Here is a 19,855-nt window from a genome sequence, read left to right as displayed (position 1 = left end):
CCCCTTAACGATGTATCATCGTTAAGGGGCTCTTTTTTGTAATGGAATATTGTCACTTTTCGTGATGTAACGGGCTAGTCAGACGATGAAGTACCATATATTTGATGTTTCGTTATTATTTTTGAGTTTTTCATCAAAAGATTACAATATGGTTTTTTGCCCATACATTTTTTTATTCCGCACATATCCTAAAACTAGGAAAGAGATAAACCCATTCTTTCCTAAATTGATGATCACATGGAAACCAAAAGGAGGAATTTTTCATGGACAGACAATTTGAAATGTATCCGGGCGGCGGATACTACCCGCATCATCATTATCCGTACCATCATTATCCGTACCATCATTATCCGTATCATCATTATCCGTATTATCATCACCACTATCACTACCCGCACTATCCGTATGGCCATCACTACGGCGAATATTAAGATGATTTTACAGAGTCCTGGGTTCAGGACTCTTTTTTACGAAACATCATGTTACGTTAAATTGAACCAAAACCTTCGACGCATTCCCCTTCTCTAGCGCGTAGTATTTAGGCGATGAGGTTTACAACTTGATATGATAAAATGAACGATGATGTATAAAAGTTTGTGTAAAGCATTTTGCTAGAACAAAAGAAAAAAGGTAGGGTATTCTCTGATTGGACCAAAAATCTTAGAGAAAGGAGTACCCTACCTATGTCTAAAAGAAGTATACCGAATGTCGACTGGGCAAATCAACTGGAAAGTGTCATTCGTCAGTTTGTGAAGGAAAAATTAGAGCTGATTATGCGGGAAGAAATCAAACATTTCCTCGAAATCGAACAGGCTGGAACGCCGAATATGAGAAACGGCTACTATCAGCGAAATCTAGATACGCAATATGGCCGGATTGAGGGTCTTTTGGTTCCAAGAGACCGAAACGGGGAATTTCAAACACAGTTGTTTGCCCCTTATCAACGCCACACCGGCTGGCTGGAGGAAGCCATCATTAGGATGTATCAAAGTGGCATGAGTACACGGGAAATTGGCAAGTTTATCGAACGAATTCTAGGAAATGCTTATTCTCCAGCGACGATCAGCCGTATTACCGATGTCGTGAAAGAAGACATCGAGAAATGGCACCATCGTCCACTATCCAAACGTTATTCTGTCTTATATTTGGACGGCTTGTACGTGAAACTTCGCCGCGATACGGTAGAGAAAGAAGTCATTTATGTGGTGTTAGGAGTGAATGAAGAAGGGTATCGAGAAATTCTGGATTTCTTCGTGGGAGGACAAGAAAGCGCCTATGGATGGCAGGAAATTCTTCAACACCTCTACCAAAGAGGCGTCAAGGAAGTGCTTCTTGGCGTCTTCGATGGCCTTCCGGGGCTGGAGGAAGCCTTTAAGGCGGTGTATCCGAAAGCCGATGTGCAGCGCTGTGTCGTGCACAAAGTCCGCAACACCCTCAGCCGTGTTCGGAAAAAAGACCAATTCGAAGTGGCCGAGGATCTCAAGCTGATTTATCGCGCGCCGAATAAGGAGATGGCGTTACAAATGTTTCAACAGTTTGAGTCGAAATGGTCCAGCAAATATCCAAGAGAAGTTCAATCTTGGGCCAATGAGTTGGATGTCCTCCTTACATTTATGGATTATCCAAGCAGTATTCGAAGTGTGATTTACACGACGAATGTCATCGAACGAACGATCAAAGAGATTCGGAAACGTCTAAAGCCGATGAACAGTTTGAGCAGTTTAGAAGCCGCGGAAAAAGTCGTGTATTTGACCATCCAAGATTTTAATGAGAAATGGGCAGGGCGAAAGTTAAGAGGATTTGCCGAAGCGCAGGAAGCCCTTCAACGAATGTTTGAAGAACGTTATTGTTAACCAAATATTGTAAATAAACAAAATAAGGGGATTCTCCCTTTCCACACAAGAGACTGAATATTCAGTCTCCTGTGTGGAGAAAATCAGTCCCCTATCAATTCAAATCCATTTCAGAGAAACCCTACCCCATTTACATTACACAAAATTCTTGACGGTACCAAATGAACTGTGGTATGTTCTTTCATGAACAAATAAAAAGTTATAGAAAGGAACGTTTGACGATGGCAAAACAACAAATTGGCGTCATTGGGTTAGCAGTAATGGGAAAAAACCTTGCGTTAAATATCGAAAGCAAGGGATATTCCGTTGCCGTGTACAACCGTTCTCGGGAAAAAACGGACGAATTTTTGCAAGAAGCGCAAGGAAAAAATATTGTCGGTACATATAGCATCGAAGAATTTGTCAATGCGCTTGAAAAGCCGCGTAAAATTTTGTTAATGGTGAAAGCAGGCGCACCAACGGATGCAACAATTGAACAATTAAAGCCATATCTAGAAAAAGGCGATATTTTAATCGACGGCGGCAATACGTATTTCAAAGATACACAACGCCGCAATAAAGAATTAGCGGAACTTGGCATTCATTTTATCGGTACGGGCGTTTCCGGCGGCGAAGAAGGCGCGTTAAAAGGTCCGTCGATTATGCCTGGTGGCCAAAAAGAAGCACATGAGCTTGTGCGCCCAATTTTTGAAGCGATCGCCGCGAAAGTGGACGGCGAGCCATGCACGACGTACATCGGTCCGGATGGCGCCGGCCACTATGTAAAAATGGTGCATAATGGCATTGAATACGGGGATATGCAGCTTATTGCCGAAGCGTACTTTTTATTAAAGCATGTTCTTGGTTTAAACGCGCAAGAATTGCATGAAGTATTTGCTGAATGGAATAAAGGCGAATTAAACAGCTATTTAATTGAAATTACGGCTGATATTTTCACGAAAATCGATGAAGAAACAGGCAAGCCGCTTGTCGATGTCATTTTGGACAAGGCGGGTCAAAAAGGCACGGGAAAATGGACAAGCCAAAATGCGCTTGATTTAGGAGTGCCGCTTCCAATCATCACAGAATCGGTGTTTGCCCGCTTTATTTCAGCGATGAAAGATGAACGCGTGAAAGCAAGCAAGCTCCTTTCCGGTCCGGCGGTGAAGCCGTTTGAAGGCGACCGCGATCACTTTATCGAAGCGGTGCGCCGCGCGCTGTACATGAGCAAAATTTGTTCGTATGCCCAAGGCTTTGCGCAAATGAAAGCAGCGTCTGAGGAATATAACTGGAACTTGCAGTACGGCAATATCGCGATGATTTTCCGCGGCGGCTGCATCATTCGCGCGCAATTTTTGCAAAAAATTAAAGAGGCGTACGACCGCGATCCGCAGCTGCCAAACTTATTGCTCGACCCGTATTTCAAAGACATCGTTGAAAATTATCAGGAAGCGCTGCGCGAAATTATTGCGGTGGCCGTGATGCGCGGGATTCCGGTTCCGGCATTCTCAAGCGCATTAGCTTATTACGACAGCTACCGGACGGAAACATTGCCGGCAAACTTAATTCAGGCACAGCGCGACTATTTTGGTGCGCATACGTATGAGCGCATTGATAAAGAAGGCATTTTCCATACAGAGTGGCTGAAAAAATAATAGAGGAAAACCCCAACCGTTTGGCGGTTGGGGTTATGTTTTTTGTAAAGACGTTTTAGCGTCATTGCGGCCAAAAAGAGAAAGCACCCTTGGCTCAGGCTAAGGGTGCTTCATGTTTCTTTTATAAACTTTCCGTAAATAATAGTACACGCGCTGGCGCGGCGTCCGTGCCGACGAGTTTGAGCGGGGCGGCGACCATAAAGTACGAACCTTCTGGTACATCTTTTAGCCGCAGCCCTTCAATGACGATCACTCCCGCGGAAAATAACGTTTTATGCGTCGGGTGCCCCTGCTGGCTCCGTTCAATGCCTAAGGCGTCGATGCCAACTCCGCGTACCTTTTGATCGGCAAGGTATCGCGCTGCATCTTCGGCAACGTAAATGAATTCAAAATTAAACGCGTCTTCTAGCGAGTTTTTCGTCTTGAATAAGACAAAATCGTTTTCTTGAATATCTAACGCTGCGATGTCGTCTTTTGTAATTTTGTCGTTCACATGCGTCAAATCAAACAATTTGCATGGACCGACGAGGCGGTCGAGGGAAATCGTTTCAAACGTGTCGCCGCCTTTGACCATATGGAGCGGCGCGTCAATGTGCGTGCCGGTATGCACATCCATGTCGATGCGCGATTCGGTCACATAATCATTAGTCACGCTCGTCAGTTTCGGCTGTTTTTCCGTTTTGTTTTTATACACCGGCATTCCTTCAAAAATCGGTGCGGTCACGTCATAAAATTTCATCGTTTTATTAGCTCCCTTCGTTATTGTTTAGGGTGGTAAATCGGCCACCAATGAAATCCGTCTTTTGCTAGAAGCATATCGGATGCTTTCGGTCCCATCGAGCCAGCTTCATAGTTTGGAAAATCATCGGCTTTTGTGTTTTCCCATACTTCGGAAATCGGATCGACAAACTGCCACGACGCGGCTACTTCGTCCCAGTGCGTAAAGTTGGTGGCGTCGCCGCGCATGCAGTCATACAACAGTTTTTCATACGCTTCCGGCGTGTTAATGCCATCGATGCAGTTGTAGCAGTAGTCTAATTCAATCGGAGCTGTTTTCATGATTTCGCCGCTTTTTTTGCCGTTTAAATGAAGGGTGATGCCTTCATCCGGCTGAATGTGAATAATCAATAAGTTTGGCTGGATTTTTTCATTTGTTCGATAATACAAGTTCATAGGTATATCTTTAAATTGAACAACAATTTTCGTTGATTTTTCCGCCATCCGTTTGCCGGTGCGAATGTAAAATGGCACGCCGGCCCAGCGGAAATTGTCGATCATCAGCTTTCCAGCAACAAATGTTTCGGTGTTGGAGTTTGGATCGACGTTGTTCTCTTCGCGATAGCCGATGACTTCTTTTCCGTTCACCACGCCTCTGCCGTATTGACCGCGCACAAAATATTGATCTACTTCGTCATGGGAAATCGGGCGAAGCGCGCGCAGCACTTTCACTTTTTCGTTGCGGATGTCATCGGTCGTCAGTTTAATCGGCGGCTCCATCGCCAAGAGCGCGACCATCTGCAGCATATGGTTTTGCACCATATCGCGCAGCGCCCCTGAATGGTCGTAATAGCGACCGCGGTCCTCGACGCCAAGCGTTTCGCTTGAGGTAATTTGAATGTTGGAAATAAAACGGTTGTTCCAAAGCGGTTCGAAAATCGCGTTCGAAAAACGGATGACTTCAATGTTTTGCACCATTTCTTTGCCAAGATAATGGTCGATCCGGTAAATTTCGTTTTCCGAAAATGCTTGGCGAATTTCTTCATTCAGTTTGCGGGCGCTTTCGAAATCATGACCAAACGGTTTTTCAATGACGAGGCGCTTCCAGCCGTTGGTTGCCGTGAGGCCTTCCGATTTTAGACGCGATGTAACCGTACCGAAAAATTCGGGCGCCATCGCCAAATAAAAAATGCGGTTTCCATCGCTATGGTATATGCCATCAAGCTCCTCAAGCAGCGACTTTAGCTGTTGATAGGAGGCGGTATCGGTCACATCAAACGGATGATAATAAAAATGGGATACGAATTGCTCATGGTTTAGCTCTTGCTGGAGCGCGTTTTCTATCGATTCGCGGACATAGTTGCGAAATTCGTCATTGGACAGCGGTCGGCGTGCGACTCCGACAACCGCAAACTCCTCAGACAAATTTCCTTTTTCGTATAAGCGGTAAATGGAGGGGAATAGTTTGCGCTTTGCCAAATCCCCCGTAGCGCCAAAAATCACGATTAATGATTTCGGATTCATGTTGTTCACGGTATGTACCTCGCTTTAGCCAAATTTGTTTCTTCAAATAAATAATTATAGAGATTTATGGCGGTGAACGCAAACATTTTAGTGTTTTATTATAAAAGAGTGTTGAAATAGACCGGCAAACATTGGTACGCTAACAACAGGTAGCAATAATCGATCGTTTTGCATAAGGAGTGGGTATTTTGGAGCTATTGTTTTTAGGTACAGGAGCGGGAGTACCGGCAAAGGAACGAAATGTCACAGCAATTGCGCTGCAGCTGTTGGAAGAACGCAGAGCGACATGGCTGTTTGACTGCGGCGAGGCGACACAGCACCAAATTTTGCGTACGTCCATTCGTCCGCGCCGCATTGAAAATATTTTTATTACCCATCTTCACGGCGATCATATTTTCGGTTTGCCGGGGCTGCTTGGCAGCCGTTCTTTTCAAGGAGGGGAAACGCCGTTAACGGTGTACGGACCGAAAGGAATTCGTGCGTTTTTGGAAACGGCGATTTCCGTTAGCTCCACCCGGCTGAAATATGATTTGCAAGTGATAGAAATCGAGGAAGGAACGGTGTTTGAAGATGAAAGGTTTGCGGTCATCGCCAAACAGCTTGATCACGGGATTCCTTCCTATGGTTTTCGCATCGTGGAAAAAGATTTGCCTGGTACGCTTTTAGTCGATAAATTAAAGGCGCTCGGCGTTCGACCGGGTCCGATTTATCAGGAAATTAAGCTTGGGAAAACGGTGCAGCTAGAGAACGGGATGGTCATTGACGGCCGCGAGTTTGTCGGCCCGCCGCAAAAAGGAAGGATTATCACAATTCTTGGCGACACGCGCTATTGCGAAGCAAGCATCGAGCTGGCCAAAGAGGCGGATGTGCTGGTGCATGAAGCGACGTTTGCCGCGGAAGAAAGCGACTTGGCGCACGATTATTTTCATTCCACCGCCGTGCAGGCGGCGGAAGTGGCGGTGCGCGCCGGTGCCAAAAAACTGATTTTAACGCATATTAGTTCGCGTTATCAAGGAATGTTAAGCGAACAGCTGCTCGTAGAGGCGAGAAACGTGTTTCCAAACACACAATTGGCTGCCGATTTTTCTTCCTTTCCCATAGCACGCAAAAAATAAAGCTGCCGAACATCGGCAGCTTTAAAAATGCCATCCTCGTTCATATTGGACTGGCGCAGGGATCGTCGTTCCCAGTTCTTTGGCTGCGGTATATGGCCAATACGGATTGCGCAGCAATTCGCGGGCGAGAAACACTAAATCGGCGCGCCCGTTGCGCAAAATTTCTTCCGCCTGCCATCCGAAAGTAATCAAGCCGACCGCTCCAGTAGCGATTTCCGCTTCGCGCCGAATCAATTCGGCAAACGGAACTTGGTACCCTGGATATGCGTTAATCGTTGCCGGAACGACCGCACCAGAGCTGACGTCGATCAAATCGACACCTTGTTCTTTCATGCGCTTGGCGTATGGAATGTAATCTTTTGCCGTCAATCCCTCCGGATGATAATCGGAAGCGGAAATGCGGACAAAGAGCGGTCCGTCCCATACTTCTCTTACCGCATTGATCACTTCGCCTAAAAAGCGGTAGCGGTTTTCCGGGGAGCCGCCGTATTCGTCCTGACGTTTGTTGGCGAGCGGCGATAAAAATTCATTAATCAAATAGCCGTGAGCACCATGAATTTCAATGATGTCAAAGCCGGCCTCTTTCGCGCGGCGCGCTCCGTTTTGAAACGCTTGAATCGTTTCTTCAATGTCCACTTTTGTCATTTCTTTTGGCGTCCGCGTTTTTTCGCTAAACGGAATCGCCGAAGGAGCGATAATTTCTCCTTCTACTTCTGCTTTGCGTCCGGCATGGGCAAGCTGGATGCCGATTTTCGCGCCGTGTTCTTTCACGAGCGAAACTAATTCGCGCAAGCCGTCTACATGTTCATCGCTCCAAATGCCTAAGTCGCGGGAAGAAATTCTTCCTTGTGCGGTAACGGCGGTCGCCTCGACGATAATCAGCCCGACTTGGCCGACTGCGCGCGTTGGGTAGTGGATTTTATGCCAAGCACGCACCTTTCCATCTTCCGTATCGCACGAATACATGCACATTGGGGACATAACAATCCGGTTTTTCAGCGTCACTCCACGGATTGTATACGGTGAGAAGAGCATCGTTTCCATGGTGGTTTTCCCTCCAATCGTGTATCATTCTTCCAATTGAATGATAGCATGTTTTCTGGAGGAGATAAAATGAAACGCCTTATCATGTTATGATTGCATAGCAGCGGAAGGAAAAGAGGAAGAAGGCAGCGCTTTTCCTAATTCCTCGGACCGTTCAGTCGCCCGTTTAATACAAGCGGTGACCGCCTCCTGAAAGCGGTATTGCTCTAGCACTTGAATGCCGGCTTCCGTCGTTCCGCCAGGGCTTGTAACTTCTTTGCGCAAGACGGACGGATGCTTGGTGGTCGATTGCAGCATGTGCGCGGCGCCGATAATCGTTTGCAAAATTAATGGCTTCGCTACGGAGCGGTCGAGTCCAATTTCTTCCGCTGCTTTTTCCATTGCTTCGACTAAATAATATACGTAGGCAGGACCGCTTCCGGAAAGACCGGTAACGGCATGCAGGTCATGCTCTGGAACGATCGTAACGATGCCAACGGTCTCAAACAGTTTTTTGGCAATCGCTACGTGGGCGGCTGTCGCAAAGCGGCCTTGGGAAATGGCCGTAGCTGATTGGCCGATGGCGGCCGATGTATTCGGCATTGCCCGAATGACGGCCACATTTTTGCCGGCTAAAGAAACGATCGTGTCGGTAGTGACGCCGGCTAGCAAGGAAATGATGAGATGATGTTCGTGAATCATCGGTGCGATAGCGCCCATTGATTCCGATAAATCTTTTGGTTTCATTGCTAAAATAATGATATCCGCCTCTTTGACTGCTTTTCTTTTATCCGTTTCGCATCGAACTCTGTACGTTTTGTTCATATATTCGAGCCGTGTTCGGTTGCAGCGGTTAGTCACGATAATTTGTTCAGGCACATACAGCGTCTTTGTCATCCCGGAAATAAGCGCCTCCGCCATGGAGCCGGCTCCGATAAACGCAATGGTTGGTCTGTTTTTCATCGCTGTATTCCTCCTCCTTGGTTATTAAATAAAAAAGACCTTACATCCTATAAAAGGACGGAAGGTCTTTCGTTCCGCGGTACCACCTTTTTTGGCTCTGCCGGCACATGTTCCGGAAAAGAGCCCATCTCTGCACCGATAACGCCGGTGATGCGTTTAGGTTTGCCTAACAGCTCATAGGGTAGGTTCAACCATAAAGAGGGTAATGAAACCTTCCAGCCGCTGGGTTTCACTCTCTGGCTACCATTCATGGTTTACTGGCCCTACTCATCGCCCGTTTGCAATATTAATTTGTTTGCAATTATGCAATGAAACAAAGGGTGTTGTCAATAGAAAAAGACAAAATTTTTTATATTTTTCGCGAATTATTCGAAAAAAATGACAAACAGCGAAAATCGGTGTAAACTGTAAAATAATGAATAATGGTTCATTTTTTATACTGGAGAGAAGGAGAATGGCAAACATGAATGAACATGTGTACCGTATTACTGTACCGACACCATTTCCGGTTGGAGATGTAAACATGTATGTGATTAAAGGGGACAGCTTGACGCTGATTGATGCCGGTGTGAAAACAGAAGAGGCGTGGCAGTCGTTTCAACAGCAGCTTCGCGAATTAGGCTACACCCCTGCGGACATTGATCAAGTCGTGCTTACGCACCATCATCCCGATCATGTCGGGCTTATTGATTATTTGCCCGAGGAAATTCCAGTCATCGGGCATAAAAAAGCGGATCGCTGGGTTCGTCAGGACAAGGAATTTTTTCAGCAGCACCAGCAGTTTTTTAAACAGTTTTTGATGGAATGCGGCGTTGATCCTTCGTTTCTTGCCCAACTGCCCGAGTCGAGCGGCTCTTTTCGCTATGCGTGCCACCGTCCGCTTGCCGATACGGTTCAAGAAGGAGATTCGCTGCCGGGACTGCCGCATTGGAAAGTGATCGAAACACCTGGACACGCGCAAAGCCATATCGTGTTTTATCGGGAAACGGATGGGGTGATGATCGGCGGAGATCATTTATTGCTCCATATTTCGCCGAATCCGTTGATAGAGCCACCTTTTGCCGGGGAAACAGAGCGGCCGAAGCCGCTATTGCAGTATAACGACTCTTTGCGGAAAATGCTCCGTTACGATATTGCCTTGTGCATGACGGGGCACGGAGAAGATGTGACCGACGTACCCGCTTTAGTGGAAAAGCGGCTTCGCAAACAGCGGGAGCGCGCCGAGCAAGTGCTCGAAATGGTGAAGCAAGGTCCGCACACCGTATTTCAAGTTTGCCAAAAGCTATTTCCGACCGTCTACCAGCAAGAGTTTATGCTGACAATGTCGGAAACGATCGGACAGCTCGATTATTTGGAGGCAAACGGCGCGGTGAAAAAGAAACAAGCAGGGGATTATTACGTGTATGAAGCGGTGGAGGTGTCTGTTTGAGATTAGAGGGAAAACATATTGTCATCACTGGAGCGTCGGGCGGCATCGGCGAGCAAATTGCGTATGAGGCGGCGCGGCAAAAAGCCGTTCCAATTCTCCTGGCCAGAAATGAGGAAAAATTGCGAACGATCGCGCAACAAATTGAACGTACATATCGCGTGCCATGCCATTATTTCCGTCTGGACGTAAGCGACATAGCCGCGGTGGAAGCCGTGTTTCAACAGTTGTTCGATCAGTTCGGCGCCGTCGATGTATTGGTGAACAATGCTGGTTTTGGCGTGTTCCGCTACGTGGAGGATATCGATTTCGAGGAAATGGAGGCAATGTTTGCCGTCAACGTGTTTGGCTTAATTGCCTGTACGAAAGCGGTATATTCCCATATGAAAGAGCGGCGCAGCGGCCATATTATTAATATTGCTTCGCAGGCGGGAAAATTAGCGACGCCAAAATCAAGCGTATATGCCGCCACCAAGCATGCCGTGCTTGGATTTACGGACAGTCTGCGCATGGAAGCGGAACGATATGGAATTTTTGTGACAGCGGTCAATCCTGGGCCGATCCGTACGAATTTTTTTCAAGTGGCCGACCAATCAGGGGAATACGTGAAAAATGTGGAGCGCTGGATGCTTGCTCCGGAACAAGTAGCGAAACGGGTGGTGTCCGTCATGATGACGCCGACACGAGAAGTCAATATGCCGCGCTGGATGAATGCAGGAAGCCAGTTGCATCGATTATTTCCATCATTCGTTGAAAAAGTGGCGAAACGGGCGTTTTTCAAAAAATAGCACTCCTTGCTTTTTGGGAAGGAGTGCTATTTCGTAATATAGTCGTAAATGACATCGTGGACGATTTCGTACAGATCCATGTCGCCGTCATCGGATGTTTTTTTCGCTAAAATTTTCGCGCATAACTGCTTCCATTCCTGCTCCTTTAAAGGCAGGGAGTCGTTGTCATATCCGTATTGCAAAAAGCAGTTACGAACGAGTTTCCGCAGCCATTTTTCTTCCAATCGCGCCACTTCCCGAGCTTATTGCGATTCAGATTCAGAAGGAGTGGCGCGGACAACGGAATGGAATTTTCCTTTATGCGCGCCGTCGCAAAATGGTTTGTTATTCGACAGTCCGCAGCGGCAGAGGGAAAACGTTTGTTTCGTTACGAATTTATTTCCTTCCGCATCAATCAGTTCGACCTCACCTGTCACCCGATACGATCCGTTGTCATTGACTTTAATTTGCACTTTGGCCATGTTCATTCCTCCTTTTATTTTTGTTATTTTTGACAGCATCTTGCTTAAGTAGGTACAATAAAAGCAAAAACGAGAAGGAAAAGGAGCATCTATAGCGTGAACATTACATTCACAGAGAAAGCGATTCAGCAACTTACTCCTATTTTAACGCAATCGAAGCGAATGTTAAAGCTAAAATATGACACAGATGGATGCGGCTGCCTTGTTGACGGCGTCATTGCCTTATGGCTCGTCGATGGGGCGGATGAGGATGATCTTGTCATCGAAACGAACTTTGTTCCTGTTTTCATCGAAAAATCCCGTCTAGTCTTTTATGATGACGTGATGACAATTGACGCCGGGCAAGGGACGAACGTATTTCAGCTGAAAAGCCCTGGGCAAATTTTAAACCCACGCATGAACCTTGTCGAAGTGAGTGAACAGCATGAACGATAAGTTAAATCAGCTAAAAAATGTGGCAAAGCAAAAAACATGGGTATCGTTTTTGCATGAAAACGACCCGTACAGTTTGTTGCATTGGTCGATCGCTGGCCCTTATCACGAGCCAAAAGACGTTTGGCTTTTGCAGAATGAGATGACGTTTGAAACGAAAGAATTCGCCACGCTCGACGAGGCGGTGGCGTGGATGGATGAACATATGCCGCATATTACGGAAATCTTATAAAAAAACCGTAACCATTCCGGTTACGGTTTTTCTGCTCGCCTCCGCTTTTCTTTTTGTCAAGCTCCAGTGGCTATCCTTCTTCTGCCATAACCTTCCCTCTCGGGGTGACTAGCACCCCTGTGGGTGAAGAAAATTTGGCTTCGAAGGCTAATCTCGCCGCTTTCGCTTTTCTTTATTGTCTAGCTCCAGGCGCCATCGGCTCGCGACGCTTCGGCCCCGCTGCGGCGGCGACAGCCTCCTCGCGGGTCCTCCAGCGCGTGTCGCCGATAAGCGGGCGCCTTTCGCTTTTCTTTATTGCTGAGCGTTTTGGCGTTTGGTTGGGTGGATCGCTTTTTCTAGTTCTTCTTTAGCGATTGTTTGTTTGACGGTATCAGCAGTCGGTTTTCCTTTTTGTGCGCCGGTTTTTGCCATTTCGTTTAACCCCTTTTCTTTGAAGTGTTTGTTTTTATCATGGAAGAATGAGCAACGTTTTATACATGGAGGGATAGGTGTGAACAAGAGACAAAAAAATCAAGTAGACGAATTGCTGACGCTGAAGGATCGCTTAAATGAGGAATTGTTTGCTAAGCTGAAGGAGAAAAAACGAGAATTGGAACAACAAGAACAGCGCCGAAAAGAGGAAGAAGAAGCACGGAGACGCGAGGAGCAGCGTAAACGTGAAAAACAAAAAACATTTGAAGAGCTGCTGAATGAGAGCAATTTGGATTGGCGGAATTTTAAGTAAATGGTTGAATGAGAGATATTATAGATTTGTTGCGATGAAATTTTTGGGAGAACGGAGAAATCCACATACAAAACGGTCTTTATGATCAGCGTGATTTTTCTTGCAGCGAATTTCCGAACGCCGATTCACGCTGTTCGTTGCCGGAATGGGAGCAGGGCGGAATCAATATGTGTATTGCGGAAAGAGAATGGTTCTCTTTCCGCATAATGGTAAGTATCCTTATCGATGCATTTCATATACCGAGGCTTTCGTATGCTGACGAAGCCATTCATATTCTTCCTCTGTTAAGAGTGGGGCGGAAGCGGCGTTTATGTTTTCGACGAGCTGCTCAACGCTGCTCGCTCCTGGAATGACGGCGGCGACAATCGGGTCATACAAGCAAAACTGCAGCGCCGTTGCCGTAAATGAACGGCGTTCGGCAGTTTTTTCCTTCAGTTTTGGGAGCAGTGTCTTCAATTCGTCATATGTATAGTCAAGATAGCCGTTTTCTTTGACGGAATCGCTTGCCGCCTCTAATGGCCGCTCCGTCAGCAGCCCTTTTGCGACAGGCCCGCGGGCGATGACGCTAATATGATGTTCGCGCAGCAGCGGAAACCACTCTTCCGGGCGGCGGTCAAGCAAGCTGTACTGCATCATGACGCTGACGATGTTCGAGCGCTTAGCATATTCACGGATGACATTGGGACGAATCGAGGAAATACCGTAGTAGCGGATCACTCCTTCTTGTTTTAATTCTTCAAACGCTTCAATCGTTTCGTCGATCGGATCGTCGATCGTGCCGCCATGGAGCTGGTATAAATCGATGTAATCCGTTTGCAGGCGGCGCAAGCTTTCTTTTACTTCCGCTTTAATGTATTGTTTTGACGGGTCCCAAAACCAGCCGTCTTTTCCTTCTTCCCAGCGGTTGCCGACTTTTGTCGCGATGATGACTTGGTCTCGTTTCCCTTTCACCGCTTTGCCGACAAATTCTTCGTTAAGTCCGCGGTCATACAAATCCGCCGTATCCAAATAGTTAATGCCCCGTTCGAGCGCCTCGTGAATAATGCGGATCGCTTTTTTCTCATCCGTGCCAAGCGACATGCAGCCGAGCCCGATTTCGCTGACATATAAATCGGATAAACCGATGCGGCGTTTTTTCATGATCAGCATCCTCCCTTAATGATTTGTTTTTTTCATTGTATACCGCAAAATAAAACTTTCTCAAATGATGTAGTACAATAAATGGGAAAATAATTATTTTAGACGGGAGAGAAGAACAATGGACCATTTAGTGGAAAAAACGATTCGCAAAGAAAAAATATTTAGCGGCAAAGTTGTTCAATTGTATGTAGAAGACGTACAACTGCCAAACGGGAAAACGAGCAAGCGGGAAGTTATTAAACATCCGGGAGCGGTGGCGGTGATTCCGATTACAAAAGACGGGAAGCTCGTGCTTGTCCGCCAATACCGTAAAGCGCTTGAACGCGTATTAGTGGAAATTCCGGCGGGCAAGTTAGAAAAAGGGGAAGAGCCGTTTGCCACGGCACAGCGTGAATTAGAAGAGGAAACAGGCTATTGCGCTCAGTCGATGCGCCATATCGTGTCATTTTATACGTCGCCGGGATTTGCCGATGAGCTGATTCATTTATATATGGCGGAGGGGCTGGAGAAATTGGAAGATGCCGCATCACTCGATGAAGATGAATTTGTCGATGTTTTGGAAGTGACGTTGGAGGAGGCGCTGGAAATGATGGAAAAACAAGAAATTTATGATGCGAAAACGGCGTATGCCCTGCAATATTTGCAGCTACGCCGTGTCATGGGAGAAAACCATGCATAACTATTATGTCGATTTACATATTCATATCGGCCGCACTGCTTCCGGCCGGCCTGTAAAAATTACCGGCGCGAAATCATTAAAGTTGATGAACATTTTGTACGAGGCGGCGCATGTCAAAGGACTGAATATGGTCGGCATCATTGACTGCCATGTTCCTGAAGTGCTCGATGAATTAGAACGAGGAATGAACAAAAAAGGCTGGTACGAGCATAAGGACGGTGGTGTCATCGCCGGTGAGGTGACGCTTTTATTAGGAAGCGAAATCGAGGTTTATGACGAACATTGCCAAGGACCGATTCATGTACTTGCCTTTTTGCCGACGATTCAGGCGATGCGCGCGTTTTCCGGGTGGCTGAAGGAGCGGATAAAAAACATTTCACTCAGCTCGCAGCGCATGTACGGCACGGGGCGCGAGCTGCAGGCGGCCGTTAAACAATTAGGAGGATTGTTTATTCCCGCCCATGCGTTTACGCCGTTTAAAAGCTTGTACGGCAAAGGAGTGAAGAAAAGCTTAACGGAAGTGTTTGATCCCGATTGGATTGACGCCATCGAATTGGGGTTAAGCGCGGATACAGAGATGGCGGACCAAATTGCCGAATTGCACCGCTACCCATACCTTTCCAATTCCGATGCTCATTCGCTACGGAAAATCGCGCGCGAGTACCAAGCTGTAAGCATGAGCGACCCGACATTTGCCGAGCTGGAAAAAGCGCTCAAGCGGCAGAATGGACGTGGAATCATCGCCAATTATGGACTAAATCCAAAACTTGGAAAATATCACCAAACAACATGCGAGCGCTGTTTCCAACCGATGAATCCCGAGGATGAACGCTGCCCGGCCTGCGGCCATCATCGGCAAGTGAAAGGGGTATTTGACCGGCTGCAAGAGCTGAAAACAGGCGGCGTTCCGCCAAAGCGTCCACCGTATATTCATCAAGTGCCGCTGGAGTTTATCCCTGGCCTTGGTCCGAAAACATATAAAAAACTGCTCGACCGCTTCGGCACGGAAATGTACGTGCTTCATCAAGCGACAGAGGAAGAACTGGAGCAGGCCGTCGGAGAAAAGCTAGCAAAATCTATTATTTTGGCGCGCCGGGGAGAACTCCCGATTCAAGCTGGGGGCGGCGGAAAATATGGAAAAGTTTTTTCCGAATAGTACAAGTTTCGCACTTTCTACAAGGCTCGTCTTTGTCAGACGGGCTTTTTCTTTTTGCCGAAAATGTGTCATACATACAAGACTTGCACATACAATCTACTAAGAGAAAAATAGGAGGACGAAAAAAGATGAGAAGACATACGCTGAAATCAATCGTTGCCGCACATATGCGCGAGCATGCGTCCATGTATTTATTTGTCATCGTCCTATTTTTAATGGGAGTTATTTTTGGAGCAATTGTCGTTAACAGCCTCAATTTCAGCCAAAAGCAAGATTTGTACTATTATTTGACGCAATTTTTTGGACAAGTGTCCAAAGGAAATCTTGCCAGCGCGCAAGATATGTTTCAACAAAGTTATTTTGATAATTTAAAATATGTCGGTTTAATGTGGGTGTTGGGCATTTCCATTATCGGCCTTCCGATCATTTTAATTTTGCTATTTTTAAAAGGGATCGTCGTCGGGTTTACAGTTGGATTTTTAGTCAACCAGATGGGGTGGCAAGGCTTTTTATTATCCTTTGTCTCGGTCATGCCGCAAAATTTAATTATCATTCCTGCTTTTATTGTCATGGGAGTCATTTCGGTGTCGTTCTCTCTGCAGATGGTGCGCAACCAGTTTATGAAGCGGACGCATGAGCCGGTCTTCCCAATGATCATGCGCTATACGATGACAATGCTCGTCATTAGTGTCAGTTTGCTTGTTTCCTCTTCGTTAGAAGCGTATGTTTCCCCATTTTTCATGAAGCAAATTATTCAGTTAGTTAGCAATTAATAATTATTTTTATATAATAACCATTTTTGTTCTTTTATAATAATAATTTTTTTTACTTTGATACTTCCCTCTTTCTTTTGTTATAATGGTAGTTGAATGGCGAGGGAGGGAATGAAGCATGGAAGATCGAGTTGAACGAATTAAGAAGCAGTTGCATACGGCTGGTTACAAGCTAACGCCGCAGCGGGAAGCGACGGTGCGTGTTTTATTAGAGCATGAGGAAGATCATTTAAGTGCGGAAGATGTCTACCTCCTCGTTAAAGAGAAATCCCCGGAAATCGGGTTAGCTACTGTGTATCGGACGCTTGAGCTATTAACCGAGCTGAAAATTGTCGATAAAATTAATTTTGGAGATGGAGTGTCTCGCTACGACCTTCGCAAAGAAGGGGCGGCGCACTTTCATCATCACTTAGTGTGCATCGAATGCGGTTCGGTAGCGGAAATTCAAGAGGATTTATTAGAGGAAGTAGAAGCGATTGTAGAGCGAGATTGGAAGTTTAAAATTAAAGATCATCGCTTGACATTCCATGGCATTTGCTATCGCTGCCAGCAAAAACATGAGGAAGAACAAAACGAAAAGTAAAAAACCTTTTCCAGCGGGAAAGGTTTTTTATGTATAAATAGGAAAAATCATGGCATATCCTCATAGTAAGCATATATTCGAAATGAGGAGGAGCGCCATGAAAGCGTTATGGCAGATGGTGAAAGTATTTCTTTTGTTTACGGGGTGTACGATTTTATTTTATTATAGTCTTGTATGGTTTAACCGCGAATATGACAATTACCACCGTTACGATGAACCACAAGGATCGGCCATAAAAGTTTCGACTGTTGAAAGCCCGTCATTCGACTGGTTTAGTCGGCTACTATTTTTTTATCGCGATGGGGAGTAGAGAGCGTTGGAACATGAATTGAAAGATTTTCTTCATTATTTAACAGTAGAACGGAATTTGGCGAACAATACGATCGTTTCCTATGAAAGAGATTTAAAGAAGTACGCGCACTATTTGCGCCACGTCGAGCAAATTCATTCATGGAACGACGTATCACGCCTGCATATTATGCAGTTTTTAAAGTTTTTAAAAGAAAAGGGGAATTCGGCGAAAACGATTGCCCGTCATATCGCTTCCATCCGCTCGTTCCATCAGTTTCTGCTCCGCGAAAAAATAGCGGAGCAAGATCCGTCGGTACATATTGAATCACCGCAAATGGAGCGGACGTTGCCAAAGGTGTTGTCCATGGAGGAAGTAGAGGCGTTGCTAGAGGCGCCGAAGACGAATACACCGTTTGGCATTCGCGACAAGGCGATGCTCGAGCTGTTGTATGCGACCGGTATGCGCGTCAGTGAGCTAGTAAACTTAAATCTTTCCGATGTGCATTTGACGATGGGGTTTGTCCGCTGCTACGGAAAAGGAAATAAAGAGCGCATCGTGCCGATCGGCAGCATGGCGATTAAAGCCTTAAAAGAATATTTGGAACGTGCCCGCCCGCAGCTTATCGATCCAAAAAAACGGACAACCGATGCCTTGTTTTTAAACCATCATGGGCAACGTTTGACACGGCAAGGGTTTTGGAAAATTTTGAAGAGACTTGCGAAAGAAGCAAACATCGAAAAAGAGCTGACGCCGCATACGCTAAGGCATTCGTTTGCCACCCATCTCCTTGAAAACGGCGCCGATTTGCGCGCCGTGCAAGAGCTGTTAGGACATGCCGATATTTCCACGACGCAAATTTATACGCATGTCACAAAGACACGCTTAAAAGATGTGTATAAGCAATATCATCCGCGCGCATAGCTTTCCGTCGCCTGTAAGAAATGCCCGCTTATGACGAGCGGGTTTTTACGTTTGATAAGAAGAGTGCGGCAACTTCTGCCTTTTTTGCTGTTTTTTTATTGCGTATATGATTGAAAACGTTTTATAATATAGTTGTCAGACTTCTGACCAATATAATGTACATGTGTTTCTTATCGCTGTTTCGGGAATGATAAGAAAAACAGTTGCTATAATGCTAGGAGGCGTAGTAAATGGTTCGTACATATAAACGCGTTTTTTTAATCGTGATGGATTCGGTCGGGATTGGCGAGGCACCCGACGCCGAAAAATATAACGACAAAGGCGCGGATACGCTCGGTCATATCGCCGAGCATCGCGGCGGCCTGCACATGCCGAACATGGCGAAGCTTGGCTTAAGCAACATCCGCGAGATTAAAGGAGTACCGAAAGCGGAAAAACCACTTGCTTATTATACAAAAATGCAGGAAGCATCTGCTGGGAAAGATACGATGACAGGTCATTGGGAAATTATGGGGCTCCGTATTGACAAACCGTTTCGCGTATTTCCAAACGGCTTTCCGAAAGAGCTGATTGACGAGTTAGAAAAACGGACAGGGCGCAAAGTGATCGGCAACAAGCCGGCCAGCGGAACGGCGATTATTGAGGAGCTTGGCAAAGAACATATGGAAACAGGAGCGATCATCGTTTATACGTCAGCGGACTCAGTGCTGCAAATCGCCGCTCATGAAGAAATTGTGCCGCTTGAAGAGCTATATAACATTTGTAAAATTGCTCGCGAATTGACGCTGGATGAAAAATATATGGTCGGCCGTGTCATCGCGCGTCCGTTTATCGGCACGCCGGGCAATTTTCAGCGTACCGCCAACCGTCATGATTATGCGTTAAAGCCGTTCGGCCGCACGGTGATGAACGAGCTGAAAGACGCGGGGTATGAAGTGATTGCGATCGGGAAAATTTCCGATATTTACGATAACGAAGGAGTGACGCAGTCGCTCCGCACCAAATCGAATATGGATGGCATGGATAAATTAGTGGATACGCTGAAAATGGATTTTACCGGACTCAGTTTCGTCAATCTCGTTGATTTTGACGCCATGTACGGCCATCGCCGCGATCCAAAAGGATACGGAGATGCGCTAGAGGAATTTGACGCCCGTCTTTCCGATGTGTTTCCGCTTTTAAAAGACGATGATTTATTAATCATTACGGCGGACCATGGAAACGATCCGATTCACCATGGGACTGATCATACGCGCGAATACGTTCCGCTTCTTGTTTACAGTCCAAGCATGAACGGTGGCAAAGAACTGCCGATCCGCAAAACGTTTGCTGATGTCGGCGCGACGATTGCGGATAATTTCCAAGTGAAGATGCCACCAAACGGAACAAGCTTTTTAGCCGATCTAAGGTAGGAGGAAG

At 46.3% G+C, this 19,855-nt stretch carries 23 protein-coding genes; 16 read left to right on the top strand and 7 right to left on the bottom strand.

Annotation, left to right across the window (positions count from 1 at the left end; translation table 11 throughout):
* Nucleotides 1-263 precede the first annotated feature (263 nt).
* The 3 genes from BDD39_RS09000 (at nucleotide 264) to gndA (ending at nucleotide 3,487) form a co-directional block, all read left to right on the top strand.
* Complete coding sequence (locus BDD39_RS09000) at nucleotides 264-431, top strand: hypothetical protein (RefSeq protein ID WP_166909999.1); 168 nt, start codon at nucleotides 264-266, stop codon at nucleotides 429-431.
* Between the two features lie 252 nt (nucleotides 432-683).
* Nucleotides 684-1,853, top strand: coding sequence for an IS256 family transposase (locus BDD39_RS08995; protein WP_166907073.1), 1,170 nt, complete (start codon nucleotides 684-686; stop codon nucleotides 1,851-1,853).
* Between the two features lie 221 nt (nucleotides 1,854-2,074).
* Complete coding sequence (gndA, locus tag BDD39_RS08990) at nucleotides 2,075-3,487, top strand: NADP-dependent phosphogluconate dehydrogenase (RefSeq protein ID WP_166908021.1); 1,413 nt, start codon at nucleotides 2,075-2,077, stop codon at nucleotides 3,485-3,487.
* A gap of 121 nt (nucleotides 3,488-3,608) precedes the next feature.
* On the opposite strand, the gene BDD39_RS08985 is transcribed toward gndA, so the two are convergent.
* Both BDD39_RS08985 and zwf read right to left on the bottom strand, forming a co-directional pair.
* Complete coding sequence (locus BDD39_RS08985) at nucleotides 3,609-4,226, bottom strand: cyclase family protein (protein ID WP_166908023.1); 618 nt, start codon at nucleotides 4,224-4,226, stop codon at nucleotides 3,609-3,611.
* Nucleotides 4,227-4,246: 20 nt separating this feature from the next.
* A complete protein-coding gene (gene zwf / locus BDD39_RS08980; protein ID WP_208404451.1) occupies nucleotides 4,247-5,728 on the bottom strand; it encodes a glucose-6-phosphate dehydrogenase in 1,482 nt (493 codons plus the stop codon).
* 188 nt (nucleotides 5,729-5,916) lie between these two features.
* Here zwf and rnz point away from each other — a divergent pair, with 188 nt between their 5' ends.
* On the top strand, nucleotides 5,917-6,843 hold the full coding sequence (gene rnz, locus BDD39_RS08975) for a ribonuclease Z (protein WP_166909997.1): 927 nt from the start codon (nucleotides 5,917-5,919) through the stop codon (nucleotides 6,841-6,843).
* Nucleotides 6,844-6,864: 21 nt separating this feature from the next.
* Here the strand turns inward: rnz and namA are convergent, their stop codons facing one another.
* Together namA and proI are read right to left on the bottom strand one after the other, a co-directional pair.
* Entirely contained in the window at nucleotides 6,865-7,887 is a 1,023-nt protein-coding gene (gene namA / locus BDD39_RS08970; RefSeq protein WP_166909995.1) for an NADPH dehydrogenase NamA, read from the bottom strand.
* Nucleotides 7,888-7,974: 87 nt separating this feature from the next.
* Nucleotides 7,975-8,829, bottom strand: coding sequence for a pyrroline-5-carboxylate reductase ProI (proI, locus tag BDD39_RS08965; protein ID WP_166909993.1), 855 nt, complete (start codon nucleotides 8,827-8,829; stop codon nucleotides 7,975-7,977).
* A 463-nt stretch (nucleotides 8,830-9,292) separates the two neighbouring features.
* Between proI and BDD39_RS08960 the strand changes: the two genes are divergently transcribed.
* Both BDD39_RS08960 and BDD39_RS08955 read left to right on the top strand, forming a co-directional pair.
* Entirely contained in the window at nucleotides 9,293-10,258 is a 966-nt protein-coding gene (locus tag BDD39_RS08960) for an MBL fold metallo-hydrolase (RefSeq protein ID WP_166909991.1), read from the top strand.
* Entirely contained in the window at nucleotides 10,255-11,043 is a 789-nt protein-coding gene (locus BDD39_RS08955) for an SDR family NAD(P)-dependent oxidoreductase (protein WP_166909989.1), read from the top strand. The genes BDD39_RS08960 and BDD39_RS08955 overlap by 4 nt, the downstream gene beginning before the upstream one ends.
* Nucleotides 11,044-11,069: 26 nt before the next feature.
* Here the strand turns inward: BDD39_RS08955 and BDD39_RS08950 are convergent, their stop codons facing one another.
* Together BDD39_RS08950 and BDD39_RS08945 are read right to left on the bottom strand one after the other, a co-directional pair.
* Nucleotides 11,070-11,276: a YqzH family protein gene (locus BDD39_RS08950; protein ID WP_341801462.1), complete on the bottom strand. Its 207-nt coding sequence runs from the start codon at nucleotides 11,274-11,276 to the stop codon at nucleotides 11,070-11,072.
* Between the two features lie 9 nt (nucleotides 11,277-11,285).
* Nucleotides 11,286-11,504, bottom strand: coding sequence for a CDGSH iron-sulfur domain-containing protein (locus tag BDD39_RS08945; RefSeq protein ID WP_166909985.1), 219 nt, complete (start codon nucleotides 11,502-11,504; stop codon nucleotides 11,286-11,288).
* 96 nt (nucleotides 11,505-11,600) lie between these two features.
* On the opposite strand from BDD39_RS08945, the gene BDD39_RS08940 reads away from it, so the two are divergent.
* The 3 genes from BDD39_RS08940 to BDD39_RS08930 all read left to right on the top strand — a co-directional run bounded on the left by BDD39_RS08940 (nucleotide 11,601) and on the right by BDD39_RS08930 (nucleotide 12,892).
* The gene (locus tag BDD39_RS08940; RefSeq protein WP_166909983.1) at nucleotides 11,601-11,939 is read left to right on the top strand and encodes an iron-sulfur cluster biosynthesis family protein; all 339 of its coding nucleotides are present in this window, start codon (nucleotides 11,601-11,603) and stop codon (nucleotides 11,937-11,939) included.
* Nucleotides 11,929-12,168, top strand: a complete 240-nt coding sequence (locus BDD39_RS08935; RefSeq protein WP_166909980.1) for a YqkC family protein — start codon at nucleotides 11,929-11,931, stop codon at nucleotides 12,166-12,168. The genes BDD39_RS08940 and BDD39_RS08935 overlap by 11 nt, the downstream gene beginning before the upstream one ends.
* A 490-nt stretch (nucleotides 12,169-12,658) precedes the next feature.
* Nucleotides 12,659-12,892 carry a DUF3886 domain-containing protein gene (locus BDD39_RS08930; protein ID WP_166909978.1) on the top strand — a complete coding sequence of 78 codons (234 nt, stop codon included), beginning with the start codon at nucleotides 12,659-12,661 and terminating at the stop codon, nucleotides 12,890-12,892.
* Between the two features lie 219 nt (nucleotides 12,893-13,111).
* On the opposite strand, the gene BDD39_RS08925 is transcribed toward BDD39_RS08930, so the two are convergent.
* Nucleotides 13,112-14,032, bottom strand: coding sequence for an aldo/keto reductase (locus tag BDD39_RS08925; RefSeq protein ID WP_166909976.1), 921 nt, complete (start codon nucleotides 14,030-14,032; stop codon nucleotides 13,112-13,114).
* 118 nt (nucleotides 14,033-14,150) lie between these two features.
* Between BDD39_RS08925 and BDD39_RS08920 the strand changes: the two genes are divergently transcribed.
* From BDD39_RS08920 to deoB, 7 genes are all read left to right on the top strand, one after another.
* Nucleotides 14,151-14,711 (top strand): NUDIX domain-containing protein, encoded by a 561-nt coding sequence (locus BDD39_RS08920; protein WP_166909974.1) that lies wholly within the window; start codon nucleotides 14,151-14,153, stop codon nucleotides 14,709-14,711.
* Entirely contained in the window at nucleotides 14,704-15,867 is a 1,164-nt protein-coding gene (locus tag BDD39_RS08915; protein WP_166909972.1) for a TIGR00375 family protein, read from the top strand. Before BDD39_RS08920 ends, BDD39_RS08915 begins: the two co-directional genes overlap by 8 nt.
* A gap of 128 nt (nucleotides 15,868-15,995) precedes the next feature.
* The gene (gene spoIIM / locus BDD39_RS08910; RefSeq protein WP_166909970.1) at nucleotides 15,996-16,640 is read left to right on the top strand and encodes a stage II sporulation protein M; all 645 of its coding nucleotides are present in this window, start codon (nucleotides 15,996-15,998) and stop codon (nucleotides 16,638-16,640) included.
* 118 nt (nucleotides 16,641-16,758) lie between these two features.
* Nucleotides 16,759-17,223: a ferric iron uptake transcriptional regulator gene (fur, locus tag BDD39_RS08905; RefSeq protein WP_166909968.1), complete on the top strand. Its 465-nt coding sequence runs from the start codon at nucleotides 16,759-16,761 to the stop codon at nucleotides 17,221-17,223.
* Between the two features lie 97 nt (nucleotides 17,224-17,320).
* On the top strand, nucleotides 17,321-17,533 hold the full coding sequence (locus tag BDD39_RS08900) for a YqzK family protein (protein ID WP_166909966.1): 213 nt from the start codon (nucleotides 17,321-17,323) through the stop codon (nucleotides 17,531-17,533).
* Between the two features lie 6 nt (nucleotides 17,534-17,539).
* On the top strand, nucleotides 17,540-18,436 hold the full coding sequence (gene xerD, locus BDD39_RS08895; protein WP_166909964.1) for a site-specific tyrosine recombinase XerD: 897 nt from the start codon (nucleotides 17,540-17,542) through the stop codon (nucleotides 18,434-18,436).
* A gap of 230 nt (nucleotides 18,437-18,666) precedes the next feature.
* Entirely contained in the window at nucleotides 18,667-19,848 is a 1,182-nt protein-coding gene (gene deoB, locus BDD39_RS08890) for a phosphopentomutase (protein ID WP_166909962.1), read from the top strand.
* Nucleotides 19,849-19,855: the final 7 nt, after the last annotated feature.

It is taken from the genome of Saccharococcus thermophilus (assembly GCF_011761475.1).
Lineage (GTDB): Bacteria > Bacillota > Bacilli > Bacillales > Anoxybacillaceae > Saccharococcus > Saccharococcus thermophilus.
This window is presented reverse-complemented; position numbering and strand designations above follow the sequence as displayed.